The sequence below is a fragment of the Stenotrophomonas sp. 82F1 genome, assembly GCF_056861525.1.
In genome coordinates this window covers 1-12,476 of the sequence record NZ_JBSPUD010000030.1, presented here as the reverse complement: position 1 = coordinate 12,476, position 12,476 = coordinate 1, and the positions used below count along the sequence as shown (strand labels likewise).

The 12,476-nt window shown below is 67.9% G+C and carries 14 protein-coding genes; 7 read left to right on the top strand and 7 right to left on the bottom strand.

Translation table 11 applies throughout. The features are described 5' to 3' along the window. Nucleotides 1–46 precede the first annotated feature (46 nt). Nucleotides 47–3,109: a bifunctional diguanylate cyclase/phosphodiesterase gene (locus AC13GI_RS20150; protein ID WP_482997169.1), complete on the top strand. Its 3,063-nt coding sequence runs from the start codon at nt 47–49 to the stop codon at nt 3,107–3,109. 68 nt (nt 3,110–3,177) lie between these two features. Here AC13GI_RS20150 and AC13GI_RS20145 read toward each other — a convergent pair whose 3' ends face one another. After that, the gene (locus AC13GI_RS20145) at nt 3,178–4,059 is read right to left on the bottom strand and encodes a LysR family transcriptional regulator (protein ID WP_482997168.1); all 882 of its coding nucleotides are present in this window, start codon (nt 4,057–4,059) and stop codon (nt 3,178–3,180) included. Between the two features lie 95 nt (nt 4,060–4,154). Between AC13GI_RS20145 and AC13GI_RS20140 the strand changes: the two genes are divergently transcribed. From AC13GI_RS20140 to AC13GI_RS20125, 4 genes are all read left to right on the top strand, one after another. Then, nucleotides 4,155–4,565 carry a DoxX family protein gene (locus AC13GI_RS20140; protein WP_482997167.1) on the top strand — a complete coding sequence of 137 codons (411 nt, stop codon included), beginning with the start codon at nt 4,155–4,157 and terminating at the stop codon, nt 4,563–4,565. Nucleotides 4,566–4,608: 43 nt separating this feature from the next. After that, nucleotides 4,609–5,418, top strand: coding sequence for a dioxygenase family protein (locus AC13GI_RS20135; RefSeq protein WP_482997166.1), 810 nt, complete (start codon nt 4,609–4,611; stop codon nt 5,416–5,418). Next, entirely contained in the window at nt 5,415–5,543 is a 129-nt protein-coding gene (locus AC13GI_RS20130) for a hypothetical protein (protein ID WP_380656040.1), read from the top strand. The genes AC13GI_RS20135 and AC13GI_RS20130 overlap by 4 nt, the downstream gene beginning before the upstream one ends. A gap of 110 nt (nt 5,544–5,653) precedes the next feature. Beyond that, entirely contained in the window at nt 5,654–7,297 is a 1,644-nt protein-coding gene (locus AC13GI_RS20125; RefSeq protein ID WP_099821572.1) for a Na+/H+ antiporter, read from the top strand. A 110-nt stretch (nt 7,298–7,407) separates the two neighbouring features. Here the strand turns inward: AC13GI_RS20125 and AC13GI_RS20120 are convergent, their stop codons facing one another. Then, nucleotides 7,408–7,659, bottom strand: coding sequence for a DUF3297 family protein (locus AC13GI_RS20120; RefSeq protein ID WP_049466119.1), 252 nt, complete (start codon nt 7,657–7,659; stop codon nt 7,408–7,410). A gap of 90 nt (nt 7,660–7,749) precedes the next feature. Between AC13GI_RS20120 and AC13GI_RS20115 the strand changes: the two genes are divergently transcribed. Further along, on the top strand, nt 7,750–8,292 hold the full coding sequence (locus tag AC13GI_RS20115; protein ID WP_089238429.1) for a DUF6630 family protein: 543 nt from the start codon (nt 7,750–7,752) through the stop codon (nt 8,290–8,292). Nucleotides 8,293–8,428: 136 nt separating this feature from the next. Here the strand turns inward: AC13GI_RS20115 and AC13GI_RS20110 are convergent, their stop codons facing one another. The 5 genes from AC13GI_RS20110 to msrB form a co-directional block, all read right to left on the bottom strand. Beyond that, the gene (locus tag AC13GI_RS20110; RefSeq protein ID WP_180167766.1) at nt 8,429–8,704 is read right to left on the bottom strand and encodes a DUF4031 domain-containing protein; all 276 of its coding nucleotides are present in this window, start codon (nt 8,702–8,704) and stop codon (nt 8,429–8,431) included. Between the two features lie 13 nt (nt 8,705–8,717). Next, nucleotides 8,718–9,227 carry a hypothetical protein gene (locus AC13GI_RS20105; RefSeq protein WP_482997165.1) on the bottom strand — a complete coding sequence of 170 codons (510 nt, stop codon included), beginning with the start codon at nt 9,225–9,227 and terminating at the stop codon, nt 8,718–8,720. Between the two features lie 133 nt (nt 9,228–9,360). Then, nucleotides 9,361–10,335: a flagellar motor protein MotB gene (gene motB / locus AC13GI_RS20100; RefSeq protein WP_482997164.1), complete on the bottom strand. Its 975-nt coding sequence runs from the start codon at nt 10,333–10,335 to the stop codon at nt 9,361–9,363. Between the two features lie 3 nt (nt 10,336–10,338). Continuing rightward, nucleotides 10,339–11,193, bottom strand: a complete 855-nt coding sequence (motA, locus tag AC13GI_RS20095; RefSeq protein ID WP_012509934.1) for a flagellar motor stator protein MotA — start codon at nt 11,191–11,193, stop codon at nt 10,339–10,341. A gap of 101 nt (nt 11,194–11,294) precedes the next feature. After that, nucleotides 11,295–11,762 (bottom strand): peptide-methionine (R)-S-oxide reductase MsrB, encoded by a 468-nt coding sequence (gene msrB / locus AC13GI_RS20090; RefSeq protein ID WP_380656022.1) that lies wholly within the window; start codon nt 11,760–11,762, stop codon nt 11,295–11,297. A gap of 137 nt (nt 11,763–11,899) precedes the next feature. Between msrB and AC13GI_RS20085 the strand changes: the two genes are divergently transcribed. Further along, nucleotides 11,900–12,274 carry a classical arabinogalactan protein 4 gene (locus AC13GI_RS20085; protein ID WP_482997163.1) on the top strand — a complete coding sequence of 125 codons (375 nt, stop codon included), beginning with the start codon at nt 11,900–11,902 and terminating at the stop codon, nt 12,272–12,274. The last annotated feature ends 202 nt before the right edge of the window (nt 12,275–12,476 follow it).

Sequence of the window (12,476 nt, the reverse complement as noted above, 5' to 3'; positions counted from 1 at the left end):
GGTGCATGCTGCGGGCTGGATGTCTGCAGCACCCGGGGGAGGGCGCATGCAGGACAGGTTGAGGCGTCAAGAATGGCGTCCGCCGGCCGTTGAGGTCGGGGATGTGGAGGAATCGTTCGCGCATGAAGCCAGCCGACTGCACAGGGAAGACCGACCGATGCCGGCGCTGAGACACGCGCTGGCCCGGCCGTTGCGTGCCATTACCTGGGGCGGCGTGGTGCTGGGCGTGCTGCTGGCGCTCGGCCTGGCCGCGATGCTGGCCAACGATTACCAGCGCCGGCTGGAAGCCGCGCAGCGGCAGAGCCGGGCGCTGGCGATCGGCAGCGAGCGCCTGCTGGCACTGGAGCTGCGCAACCTGGAGCGGGCGATGGGGGGCATCGCCGCGGATGCGGCCGAGCTGTTCCGCACGGTGCCTGCGCAGGCGCCCGTGCTGCTGGACGCTGCCATCGCCGGCGTGCTGGGCCGGCACGCCGAACTGCACAGCATTGTCGTGCTCGATACCTACGGGCGCGCCCTGACGGCCGGCAAGGGCGACCTGCAGCTGCCGCTGTGGACCGATCCGCAGCGACGAGGCCAGGGAAGTGCGCTGTACATCGGCCCGCCGCAGCGTGCCAACGACGGCGGCTGGGTGGTGCCGCTGGCGCTGCCGATGGAGGGTGATCGCTGGCTGCTGGCGCGGCTGCGCTGCGGCGAACTGCAGCGGATCGTGGGCGGTCTGGATGTGGGACCGAGCGGCCTGGCCTCGATCAGCGATGCCGATGGCTACATGCTGGCCCGCGTGCCCGATCCGGATGGCACCGTCGGCCGCCGCTACCTGTTGCCGGCACGCAAGCTGCTGGGCCGGCAGGCAGTGGTTGAACTGGGCAGCATTCCCGGCGCGGTGGACCAGATACCGCGCATCTCCACCATCAGTACCCTCGAACGCAGCCCGCTGGCGGTGCAGGTCGGCCTGGCCGACGAAGATGTGCTGAAGCCATGGTGGCCGTACCTGCAGGCGGCGATCGCCATCGTGCTGGCCTACGTCGGAGTGCTGGTGGTGCTGCTGTATGCGGTGCGCCGCAGCACTTGCCGGCAGCAGTCGATGGCCGAAGAGCTGCGGACCGGCCACGCCGAGCTGCGCCTGGCCCATCAGGTGGGCCGCGTATGTACCTGGTATGTCGACGAAGACGCTGCGCTGCTGCGCTGGTCACCGCTGGCGCGTGAGATCTTCGGTGTGCAGACCGATGCGCTGCCGGTGGCCGATTTCTTCGCCCGCGTGCACCACGATGACAGCGCACGCATGCAGCAGGCCTTCGACCAGGCCTTCGCCGGCACCGCGGTACTCGACGAAGAATTCCGCCTGGTGCTGCCCGGCGGTGCCGTGCGCTGGGTGGCCGCGCGCGGCCAGCGGGTGGCGGTGGCCGATCGCCAGCGGCGCATGATCGGTGCACTGACCGATCTCAGCGAGCGCTACCAGGCGCGCGAGCAGATGCGCCAGGTCGAGCGCCGATTCCGCCTGCTGTTCGATCGCAACCCCGCGCCGTTCTGGGTGTTCGATCCGGACACATTGCGCTTCATCGAGGTCAACGAAGCGGCCGTGCAGCAGTACGGCTACAGCCGCGATGAATTCCTGGCGATGAGCATCCTCGACATCCGACCGCGCGAGGGCTGGGACGAGGTCAAGGGCGCCATCGCGCAGGTGCGCAGTGGTGAACTGCAGGATGCTGCGGTGCGCCTGCACCAGCGCAAGGACGGCACGGTGTTCGAAGTGCGCGTGCACCTGTCGCAGCTGGATTTCGATGGCCAGCCCGCGTGCCTGGTGCTGGCAGAGGATGTCAGCGAGCGCCTGGCCTACGAGCGCGACCTGGCCTATCACGCACGCCACAACCCGGCCACGGGCCTGCTCAACGTACGCGCGCTGAGCGAACAGCTGGACGAGCAGTCCGGCGCCTACACCATCGCCTATGTACAGCTGCGCGGCCTGCAGCTGGTGGCCGATACGCTGGGCCGCGAGATCGGCGATGCGGTTCTGCAGTCGATGGCCTCGCGCCTGGGCGGGCTGGGCGCGCGCTTTGGCCTGCTGGCGTTCCAGCCGGCGGAGGACTTCGTGCTGGCGATCGCGCCGGAACACAACACCCAGCGCGTGCTGGACGATCTGCTGCAGATCGTCTCGGCACCGATGCGCGGACAGGATTCGCTGCACCAGTTCGAACCCCGCATTGGTGTGGCGGTGCATGACGCCGATGCAGGGCACAGTGCGGAACAGGCGATCGGCATGGCCGCGCAGGCGGCGCACGCGGCCCGCGCCGAAGGCAACGTGGTGGCCTGGTTCGATGCGGCGGTGACCACCCGCCTGGCCGACCGCCTGCGCCTGGCCGGGCGCATCCACGCGGCCATCGACAACGAGTTCCAGCTGTACTTCCAGCCGATCCGGCACGCCAGCGATGGCAGCCCGGCGTCACTGGAGGCCCTGCTGCGCTGGCCGCAGGCCGACGGCAGTTTCATCCCGCCCAGCGAGTTCATCCAGTTGTGCGAAGACACCGGCCTGATCCTGGCATTGGGACGCTGGGTGATCCGCGCGGCGGCACAGGCGCAGCGGCGTCTGGTCGAAGCGGGGTGGGGCGAGCTGTCGATCGCGGTCAACGTGTCCGCTGTGCAGTTCTTCAACAGCGATCTGGTGGCCGAGTTCGCCCGCGCGCAGCAGGATTTCGGCCTGGCCCGCGGCGCACTGCACGTGGAGCTGACCGAGAGCAGCCTGATGCGCAAGCCGGCACAGGCGATGCAGACCATGCAGCGCCTGCACGAGCAGGGCATCAGCGTGTCGCTGGACGATTTCGGCACCGGCTACTCGAGCATGTCCTATCTGCAGCACCTGCCGCTGGACATCCTCAAGATCGATCGCAGCTTCGTCGCTGACGTGGAGACCAATCCGCGCAACGCGTCGATCTGCCGGGCGCTGCTGTCGCTGGGCCACAGCATGGGGCTGACGATCATCGCCGAGGGCGTGGAGACGCCGGGACAGCTGGACTGGCTGGCCGCGCATGGCTGCGACCAGGTGCAGGGTTACCTGTTGGGGCGGCCGGCACCGCTGGAAAAGATCATCGCGCAGCTGGATGAGGTTGTTGCCTAGGCCGCGCGTCGTGCTCGCCGGGCGTGGCCCGGCGCTACCGTGTCATGGGCGCGCCTCTGGTAGCGCCCTCACACCCCGGTTTCCACCAGGTAATCGATGAAGCTGCGCACCTTTGGCGCGAGATGGCTGCGGCTGGTGTAGACGGCGAAGATGCCGATCGGCGCGGCCTCCCATTCCGGCAGGATCCGCACCAGGCGGCCATCGGCAAGCGCTTCCTCCAACAGGAAGTCCGGCTGCAGGATCACGCCCATGCCGGCAATCGCCGCTTCGCGCAGGACGTCGCCGTTGTTGGCGCGCAGCAGGGTGGTCACTGCCACCTTCACTTCGCCGCCGGGCCCCTGCAGTGGCCAGTGGTCGCCGGCTGCCCAGTAGCTGTAGCCGAGGCAGGTATGCGTCTGCAGATCCTCGGGTGCCTGCGGCGTGCCGTTCGCAACCAGGTAGGCCGGTGCGGCACACAGGCTGATCCGTGATTGGCCCAGGCGCCGCGCGATCAGGGTCGGGCTGGGCTCGCGGGTGATGCGGATGGCCACGTCGTAGCCTTCTTCGACCATGTCCACCAAGCGGTCGGACAGCGCCAGGTCCAGTTCGACCTGCGGGAAGCGCTCGCGGTAGCCGGCCAGCAACGGGCCGAGGCGGGCGATGCCCCAGCTGACCGGTGCGTTGATGCGCAGCATGCCGGACGGCTCCAGCGCCTGTGCGCCGATGCTGGCCTCGAGCGCATCGAACTCGGCCAGCAGGCGCACGCACTGGGCGTAGTAGGCGGCGCCGGCACTGGTCGGGCTGACCCGGCGGGTGGTGCGGTGGAGCAGGCGGGTGGACAGGCGTCTTTCCAGCGCGGCGACCTGGCGGGTGACCCCGGCCGTGGACATGTCCAGCGCCTGTGCGGCGGCGCTGAAGCCGTTGCGTTCGACCACCGCGACGAACACGCGCATGGCATCCAGGGTGTCCATTGTTGCGCCTTTTGAAATAAATACGGTCGATTCATCGTATTTATCGGTGATGGAGAGCGCAATAACCTGTGCCCTGTCCCCTCCGAGGTGCCCCCATGAACGCTACCGCCGCCCCCCTGTCCCCGCTCGCCCCGTATGCCGCGACCCTGCTGCGGCTGGCCCTGGGTGTGTTGTTCCTGGTCCATGCGCTGACCAAGCTGCTGGTGTTCACCCCGGCAGGTACCGCTGCCTTCTTCGAATCGCTGGGCCTGCCCGGCGTGCTGGGCTACCTCACCATCACCGTTGAGCTGACGATTTCCGCAGCGCTGCTGCTCGGCATCTACGCGCGCTGGATCGGCCTGCTCGGTGTGCCGCTGCTGCTGGGCACCATCGTGACGGTGCATGGCGCCAACGGTTTCAGCTTCGCCAACACGGGCGGCGGTTGGGAATACCCGGCGTTCTGGGCGCTGGCCCTGGTCGTGCTGTTCCTGCTGGGCGATGGCCGCTGGACCCTGCGTTCGCGCTGATCGTTACCCAGCCCGCTACCTGTTCCTGTCATTGGAGAAGATCATGTCCCGCCTGCCTTCGCTGTACATCTCCCACGGCTCGCCGATGACCGCCCTGCATCCAGGCCAGGTCGGCGGGCGCCTGGCCGAGCTGGCCCGCGACCTGCCGGCACCGCGTGCCATCGTCATCGCCTCGGCGCATTGGCTGGCCCGGCAGCCGCTGGTCGGCAACCATCCGCAGCCCCCGACCATCCACGATTTCGGTGGCTTTCCACGCGAATTGTTCGAGCTGCAGTACCCGGCGCCCGGTGATCCGGCGTTGGCGGAAGACGTGGCGGGCCGCATCGCCGCCGCCGGCCTGCCGGTGGCGCTCGATCCGCAACGTGGCCTCGACCACGGCGCATGGGTACCGCTGCGCCTGCTGCACCCGCAGGCTGACATTCCGGTAGTGCCGGTGTCGATCCAGCCGATGCTGGGCCCGCAGCATCAGTTCGCGCTGGGCCGTGCACTGGCGCCGCTGCGCGAACAGGGCGTACTGCTGATCGGCTCGGGCAGCATCACCCACAACCTGCACGACTGGGGCAACTACCAGGACGGCAAGGAAGCGCCCTACGTGCGTCCTTTCATCGACTGGGTGGAGCAGCGGCTGGCCGCCAACGACCGCGATGCCCTGTTCGATTACCGCCGACAGGCACCGTTTGCGGAGCGTGCGCACCCCACCGACGAGCACCTGCTGCCGTTGTACTTCGCGATGGGTGCGGCGGGCGAGGACGGCTTTGGTGCCAAGCGCATCGATGCCGGTGTCGATGCCGGCTTCCTGGCGATGGACCTGTACCGCTTCGATGGCGCAGATCGCGCTCAGAACGCGGCATGAGCCGGCTGCTGCAGCCGGTGCTGGAACGCCCTGCCCAGGCACAAGGGCAGGGCAGGGTGTTGCTGCCGCTTGGGGCGGGCAGCGCTGCGGCGCGGCTCGAGCGGCGCTTGCTGTCGCGGTCCTGACGCGCATTCAGATGGCTGGCCGCAGTGGCGGCCTGCTGTGTTAAGTTTTTTCCCGTCCCCCGGCGCACTCCGGTTTTTCCGGCCCCACGCGCCGCTCCTGTGGAAGAAGCATGCACACCATCGAAGTCGTCCTGGCGATGCTGGTGGCCGTTGTCGCCAGCGGTTACCTGGTTCGCGTCCTGCCATTCTCGCTGCCGCTGCCGTTGGTGCAGATCGGCCTCGGTGCGGTGATCGCCGGGGTATTCAACCGCGGCCACGCGCTGGAGCCGGAAGTGTTCTTCCTGCTGTTCCTGCCGCCACTGCTGTTCCTCGATGGCTGGCGCATTCCCAAGCAGGGTCTGTTCCGCGACAAGGGCGCCATCCTCGAACTGGCATTCGGGCTGGTGGTGTTCACCGTGATCGGCGCGGGCCTGCTGATCCACTGGATGATTCCAGTGATGCCGCTGGCGGTGTGCTTCGCGTTGGCCGCGATCGTGTCGCCGACCGACCCGGTGGCCGTTGGTGCGATCGCTTCGAAGGCGCCGATCCCCAAGCGCCTGATGCACATCCTGGAAGGCGAGTCGCTGCTCAACGATGCCTCCGGCCTGGTCTGCTTCCGCTTCGCGGTGGCGGCGGTGATGACCGGCACCTTCTCGCTGGCGACCGCCTCGCTGACCTTCCTGTGGGTGGCGGTGGCCGGCCTGGCCGTCGGCGTGGCGGTCACCCTCGGCGTGTCCACGTTCCAGCGCTGGCTGTGGCGCCGCTTCGGCGAAGAGCCGGGCGCGGCGATGCTGGTCAACCTGCTGATCCCGTTCGCGGCGTACCTGCTGGCAGAAGAGATCAACGCCTCGGGCATTCTCGCTGCGGTCGCAGCGGGCATTTCCATGAGCTACGTGGAAATGACCGGCCGCGTGTCCGGCAGCATGCGCGTGCAGCGTGCCGGCGTCTGGAACATGCTGCAGTTCAGCTTCAACGGCATCATGTTCGTGCTGCTGGGCGAGCAGTTGCCGGGCATCGTCGAACGCGCCACCACCACCATGAACGAGAGCGGCCACCAGAGCGCGTGGTGGCTGCTGGTGTACGTGCTGGTGATCAACGCGACGCTGATCGCGCTGCGCCTGCTGTGGGTGTGGCTGTCGCTGCGCTGGAACCTGCTGCGCGCGCGACGCCGCGGCCTGGAGCATGGCGAGGCACCGAACTGGCGCATCGTGGTGGCCACCTCGGTGGCGGGCGTGCGGGGTGCGATCACCCTGGCCGGTGTGTTGACCCTGCCGCTGTTCCTGCCCGATGGCAGCCCGTTCCCGGCACGCGACCTGGTGATCTTCCTGGCTGCGGCAGTGATCCTGTGCTCGCTGGTCGGCGCCAGCGTGGCGCTGCCGCAGCTGTTGAAGGGCCTGCAGCTGCCGGCCGATTCGGGTGAGCGCAAGGAAGAGGATCTGGCCCGCAAGCTGTCCTCGAAGGCCGCGTTGGCGGGCGTGGAGCGCATGCGCCAGCAGCTGGTGCTCAACCAGAACACCGAGAACGTGCAGCTGTACAACGACGCCGCATCGCGGGTGAGCCTGCTGTATCAGCGGCATCTGGACCGCGACAACCCCGATGTGGATCCGGAAAAGGTGAACCGGATGGAGATGGGCTACCGCCAGCTGCGCAGCGCCGGTCTCAATGCCGAGCGCGAGGAACTTTTCCGGCTGACCCGCCGCGGCGTGGTGTCGGACGAGATCGCGCGGCGGCTGATCCGCAACCTGGACTTGCTGGAATCGCGCAAGCGCGAGTGATGGGTCTGTCGTGTAGAGCCGAGCCCACGCTCGGCTGAGCTTTCCGTCCAGGTTTCATGACACCTGAGCAGAAAGCAGCCGAGCGTGGGCTCGGCTCTACAAGGCAGCCGTCAGGCTTCCGGCTTCTGTTCCAGGAAATACGCCTCGACCTTGCCCTTGACCTTGATGGTCATCGGGTTGCCGCGACGGTCGCGGGCCTTGCCGGCCTGCACGCGGATCCAGCCTTCGCTGACCGAGTATTCCTCGACGTTGTCGCGCTCGACATCGTTGAAGCGCACGCCGACGCCGCGCTCCAGGGCCTGCGCATCGTGGAAGGGGCTGGCCGGGTTGATCGCCAGGTGGTCGGGAGGGGTATCGCTCATCGCTTCATTCACAGTGACGGCCACCACGGCCGGCTTCAGCGGTACAGGATAAACCGTAGAATGCCCACCTGCTCCCGAGGACGTTCCGCCATGCCTGACAACAGCGACTATTTCGACTTCGAGGAAGACGCCCACGATTTCGACGAGGACGATTTCGAGGCGCGGGTCTGGAACCTGCTCGTGCTGATCAATCCGGGCGACGAAGAGCTGGCCCTGCAGCAGTTCAACCGCTGGCGCGAGCATCTGTCCGAGGACGGCCAGCCGCTGGAAGCCGATAGCGATTGGTTGCCGGCGCTGTTCACCGCCATCGCCTGGCAGTCCGGCTTCGAGGTGGAGCGTGATGACTTCGATTCGCTGCAGTCGGCGGTGAACGAGCTGTCGGCGCGCTTCAACCTGCAGCTGGACTGGGGTGGCGACCTGGACGATGAGGATTTCGCCGCAGACCTGGACGGCGTGCAGCTGATGAGCACCGCTTTTGACCGCCTGCGCGAGCACAACTACACGCTGTGGAGCGTGGATGCCGGCAACGAGGGTTTCAGTGGCTGGATGGCGCTGACCCGCGATGACGACGCCCTGCTGGCGCTGTGCTCGCTGCTGAACGTGGAAGTGCGGTTGGGCAGCGACCCGTTCTGAGATTCACCGGTAGCGCCGGGCCATGCCCGGCGGCTTCTCGCCGCGCTGGATGAATCGTGTCCAATGTGTCGCGGCAGGTTCCGCGCGCATTGCGATGCGTTCATGCCAATCGCGCCCTCGTGTTCCTTGGGCGCGCCTACGGCCGGTACTGCGCCCTGGCATTGGCGATCACCGCTTTCACCTGCGCGCGATCGACGTGCCGGGAAATGGCCACCGCGCCCAGCGCCAGCGCCTGCGCACGCAGTTCGGCGGTGACATCGTAATGCGCCCCGCTGGCCTTGTTCTGGAAGGCTCGCGAGGGAATGCCGAGCTGCGCCGCCATCGCGTGCAGCTCGGCCAGGGTATCGGCCATCAGGTGCGCCCAGCGCTGACCGCGCCAGGGATGCACCGCGTCATCGACGTAGACCGACACCGCCGCCGCCGGATCAGGCCTGCGGCTTGCCGTCGGCGTCGGCGGCCGTAGCGGCCTCGGCGTCGGCAGCGCCTTCGGCGCCGGCAGTATCCGCAGCCGCTTCATCGGCAGCTTCGCCTTCGGCGGCTGCGTCTTCAGCCTGCTCGCTGGCGAACTCGGCCACCAGCTTGTCCAGGTACTCCTCGCCGGTCTGGCCTGCTTCTTCGGCCAGGGTGTCGAGCAGCTTCTGCATCAGCTCGGAATATTCCAGGGTGACCTTGCGGCCTTCGGCTTCCTGCACGTTGGACAGGTGCTTGAGCATGGCCAGCATCGGCACCGGGTTGTCGGCGTTGCCCATGGTCTGGCCACCGATGGCCAGCAGCCACTCGCGGCCCTGCAGGCCGATGGCGGCCACGGCCTGGCCGTCCTCGTTGACCAGCACGGCATGGTTCTGCACCTGCTGCTGGGCGTTCAGACGGAGGAACGGGCGCTTGGCCTGGTGCTTCTTGCGCTTGTCGCGCTTGGCCTTGGAGGACTGGGACATGGGGTGGGATCACCTGGAAACGGAAAGACCGCCATTGTACTGGGTGCCGCGCTGCGCGCTCGCCGGGCATGGCCCGGCGCTACCTTTGGGCGCTGGGATCCGGTAGCGCCGGGCCATGCCCGGCGGAACCCGGTCAGGGCTCAGAGCCCTTTCCTGCAGAAAGGGATCCGACCCCTGCTGGCCCCTGCGCGGCCTGCACGTCCGGATCCACGGTAGTCGCCGACAGGCCCACCTGCGGCCCGGCGCCGGCCAGCGCGGCTTCCTCGGCGGCCTTGGTCATCACCACGATGCTGATGCGGCGGTTGATCGGGTTCTGCGGGTCGGTCCTGTCGAACAGCACCGACGAAGACAGGCCGACCACGCGGGTGATCTTGCCGTCGTCCATGCCGCCATCGATCAACGCGCGGCGCGCGGCATTGGCGCGGTCGGCGCTCAGTTCCCAGTTGCCGTAGCCGCGTGCGGCCGAATAGGCGGTGATGTCGGTGTGGCCGGTCAGGCTGATCCGGTTCGGCACGTGGTTCAGGTACTCGGCCAGCTCATGCAGGATCTGCTGCGTGTACGGCTTCAGGGTGGCGCTGCCGAGGTCGAACATCGGCCGGTTCTGCTTGTCCACGATCTGGATGCGCAGGCCTTCCGGGGTCAGGTCCAGCAGCAGCTGGTCCTTGAACGGCTCCAGCGCCTGGCTGCGGCTGATCGCCTCCTGCAGTTCCTTCATCAGCGCTTCCAGCTGCTGCTTGTCGCGCTGCTGTTCGTCCACCGGCTGCGGTATCGACTTCTGCTGGTTCTGGAAGGGATCGTTGCTGTTGCCACGCGAGACGTCGGTGGCGCCACCCAGCTTGATCATCGAAGTGCTGGCACCGCCCGGCCCGGCCATGCCCGGCGCCGGCGTCGCGCTGGAGCCGACCAGCGGGCTGGGGTTGCGGAAGTATTCGGAAATGGCCGCGCGCTCGGGCTTGCTGGTGCTGGCCATCAGCCACAGCACCAGGAAGAAGGCCATCATCGCGGTCACGAAGTCGGCATAGGCCACCTTCCACGAACCGCCGTGGTGGGCGGCGTGGCCGGCCTTCTTGACCCGGCGGACGATGACGGTGGGCTTGGTCTCGGCCATGGCTTACTTGACCGTCTTCAGGTGCTGCTCGAAGTCGGAGAACGCCGGGCGCACGTTCGACGGCAGCGTCTTGCGGGCGAACTCCAGCGCGATCTTCGGGTTGTAGCCGCGCAGGCAGGCCAGCAGGGCAGTTTTCACCGACTCGTAGATGCGGCTGTCCTGCTCGGCGCGGGCTTCCATCGCCGACGCCATCGGGCCGACGAAGCCGTAGCCCAGCAGGATGCCGAGGAAGGTGCCGACCAGCGCGCCGGCCACATGGCCACCCACTTCGACGATGTCGCCGCCGATCGAGCCCATGGTGATGACGATGCCCAGCACCGCCGCCACGATGCCGAAACCGGGCAGGCCGTCGGCGACCTTGGTCAGTACCTGCGACGGCGCCATCGCCTCGGCGTGGTGCTTCTCCAGCTCCAGCTCCAGCAGCGGCTCCAGCTCGTGCGGCTCGATGTTGCTGCCGATCATCAGGCGCAGGCAGTCGGTGATGAAGTCGATCAGGTGGTGATCGGCCTGCACCTTCGGGTAGTTGCCGAACAGCGCGCTTTCGGCCGGGCGCTCGACGTGGTCTTCCAGCGCCATGAAGCCTTCGCGGCGGGCCTTGTTGAGCAGTTCGTAGACCAGGCTGAGGACATCGATGTAGTCCTGCTGCTTGTAACGCGGGCCCTTGAACACGCCGACCATGGCCTGCAGCGTCTGCTTGACCGTCTTGGCCGGGGTGCCGACCAGGAACGCACCCAGCGCGGCACCGCCGATGATGACCAGTTCGTAGGGCTGCCACAGCGCCCCAAGGCGGCCGTGTGCGCCGAGGTAGCCGCCCAGCACGCTGATGATGACGACCAGGAATCCAACGATGATGAGCATGGCGCGACGCAAGGAGAGGGGATATCTCCTTGTCGGCCTGACACCGGTGTTTCTGAAGAGGGAATTCTGTGAAGTCGGTCAGCAGGGCAGTGCGGCGGGTGTCAGCCTGCCACGCCGGCTTCCGCGCCGCCACGCTGCAGCGGATTGGGCCAGGGCTCGCCGTTGCCGGTGAACGAAAGTGAGACCGAGTTCAGGCAATGGCGCTCGTAGGTGGGCGGCGGACCGTCCGGGAACACGTGGCCCAGGTGGCTGCCGCAGCGGGCGCAGGTGATCTCGGTGCGCACCATGCCGTGGCTGCTGTCGCGGATCTCGCGCACATGTGCCGGGTCGAACGGAGCGAAGAAACTGGGCCAGCCGGTGCCCGAATCGAACTTGGTGCTGGAGCGGAACAGCGGCAGCGCGCACAGCCGGCAGCAGTAGACCCCCTCACGCTTGTTGTCGAGGAACACGCCGCAGAAGGGTGCCTCGGTGCCATGCTGCAGCAGCACGCGGCGCTCCTCGGCGCTGAGCCCGGCGACCAGGGCGTCGGTCTGCGTGGCGGTGGGGGGCGTCAGATCGAAAGCGCTCATGCCGGCTCTCCGTGGGGTTGTGGCCTGGGATGCCGCAGACGTGGGGGTGTCGGCACGCGCTTGCAAGTGTGATGGCCGTTCATGGGCGGCACACAGGGTCAGGTGCAGGGTGGATAGGGTCCACCCTGGAGCGCGCCATGAAACCCCGTCTGGTACTACTGTTGACGGCCCTGCTGCCTCTGCTTGCCCAGGCGCAGGTGCCCACCGGCAATCCGACCGCCACCCGCAGCGGTTCGACGCTGGCACCGCCGCCTGTCGCCCCGCCACCGCAGGCATCGCGCCCGCAGCCGCAGGTGCTGCCCTCGCCGCAGCCGGCCCAGCCGATCCGCTCGACCGGCCCGGCCCAGGTCGCCCCCACGCCCGCACCGACGTTGCCGGACAAGGTCTACGACCGCAACGGCCGCATCGTTCCCGGCGTCAAACCGGTCGGCCCCAACCGCGTGTTCGACTCGCGCACCGGCCGCTACTACGACAGCGTACCCACCGGCGACGGCCAGCAGATCAAGCGCTGACCCCAGCGCCTGAAACCGATCGCGTAACCATAGAGAGAGAGCGCAGCGACCCGCTGTCGCTCTTTTTTCTTTTTCTTTTCCGTGGCTGGCGCCCGCATGAACCTGTCCAAGGCCGGGCGGGTGGGCTGTGCAGGGGCGTAAGCGGATGGCGCGCCCGAGCCTACAGGGACGTATTCACGGCGTCCCCTGCACAGCCCACCCG

Bases quoted from the DNA above. Each gene is read 5' to 3' on its own strand.
- AC13GI_RS20150 (WP_482997169.1), top strand. From the start codon at position 47: ATGCAGGACAGGTTGAGGCGTCAAGAATGGCGTCCGCCGGCCGTTGAG.
- AC13GI_RS20145 (WP_482997168.1), bottom strand. From the start codon at position 4,059: ATGGACACCCTGGATGCCATGCGCGTGTTCGTCGCGGTGGTCGAACGC.
- AC13GI_RS20140 (WP_482997167.1), top strand. From the start codon at position 4,155: ATGAACGCTACCGCCGCCCCCCTGTCCCCGCTCGCCCCGTATGCCGCG.
- AC13GI_RS20135 (WP_482997166.1), top strand. From the start codon at position 4,609: ATGTCCCGCCTGCCTTCGCTGTACATCTCCCACGGCTCGCCGATGACC.
- AC13GI_RS20130 (WP_380656040.1), top strand. From the start codon at position 5,415: ATGAGCCGGCTGCTGCAGCCGGTGCTGGAACGCCCTGCCCAGGCACAA.
- AC13GI_RS20125 (WP_099821572.1), top strand. From the start codon at position 5,654: ATGCACACCATCGAAGTCGTCCTGGCGATGCTGGTGGCCGTTGTCGCC.
- AC13GI_RS20120 (WP_049466119.1), bottom strand. From the start codon at position 7,659: ATGAGCGATACCCCTCCCGACCACCTGGCGATCAACCCGGCCAGCCCC.
- AC13GI_RS20115 (WP_089238429.1), top strand. From the start codon at position 7,750: ATGCCTGACAACAGCGACTATTTCGACTTCGAGGAAGACGCCCACGAT.
- AC13GI_RS20105 (WP_482997165.1), bottom strand. From the start codon at position 9,227: ATGTCCCAGTCCTCCAAGGCCAAGCGCGACAAGCGCAAGAAGCACCAG.
- motB (WP_482997164.1), bottom strand. From the start codon at position 10,335: ATGGCCGAGACCAAGCCCACCGTCATCGTCCGCCGGGTCAAGAAGGCC.
- motA (WP_012509934.1), bottom strand. From the start codon at position 11,193: ATGCTCATCATCGTTGGATTCCTGGTCGTCATCATCAGCGTGCTGGGC.
- msrB (WP_380656022.1), bottom strand. From the start codon at position 11,762: ATGAGCGCTTTCGATCTGACGCCCCCCACCGCCACGCAGACCGACGCC.
- AC13GI_RS20085 (WP_482997163.1), top strand. From the start codon at position 11,900: ATGAAACCCCGTCTGGTACTACTGTTGACGGCCCTGCTGCCTCTGCTT.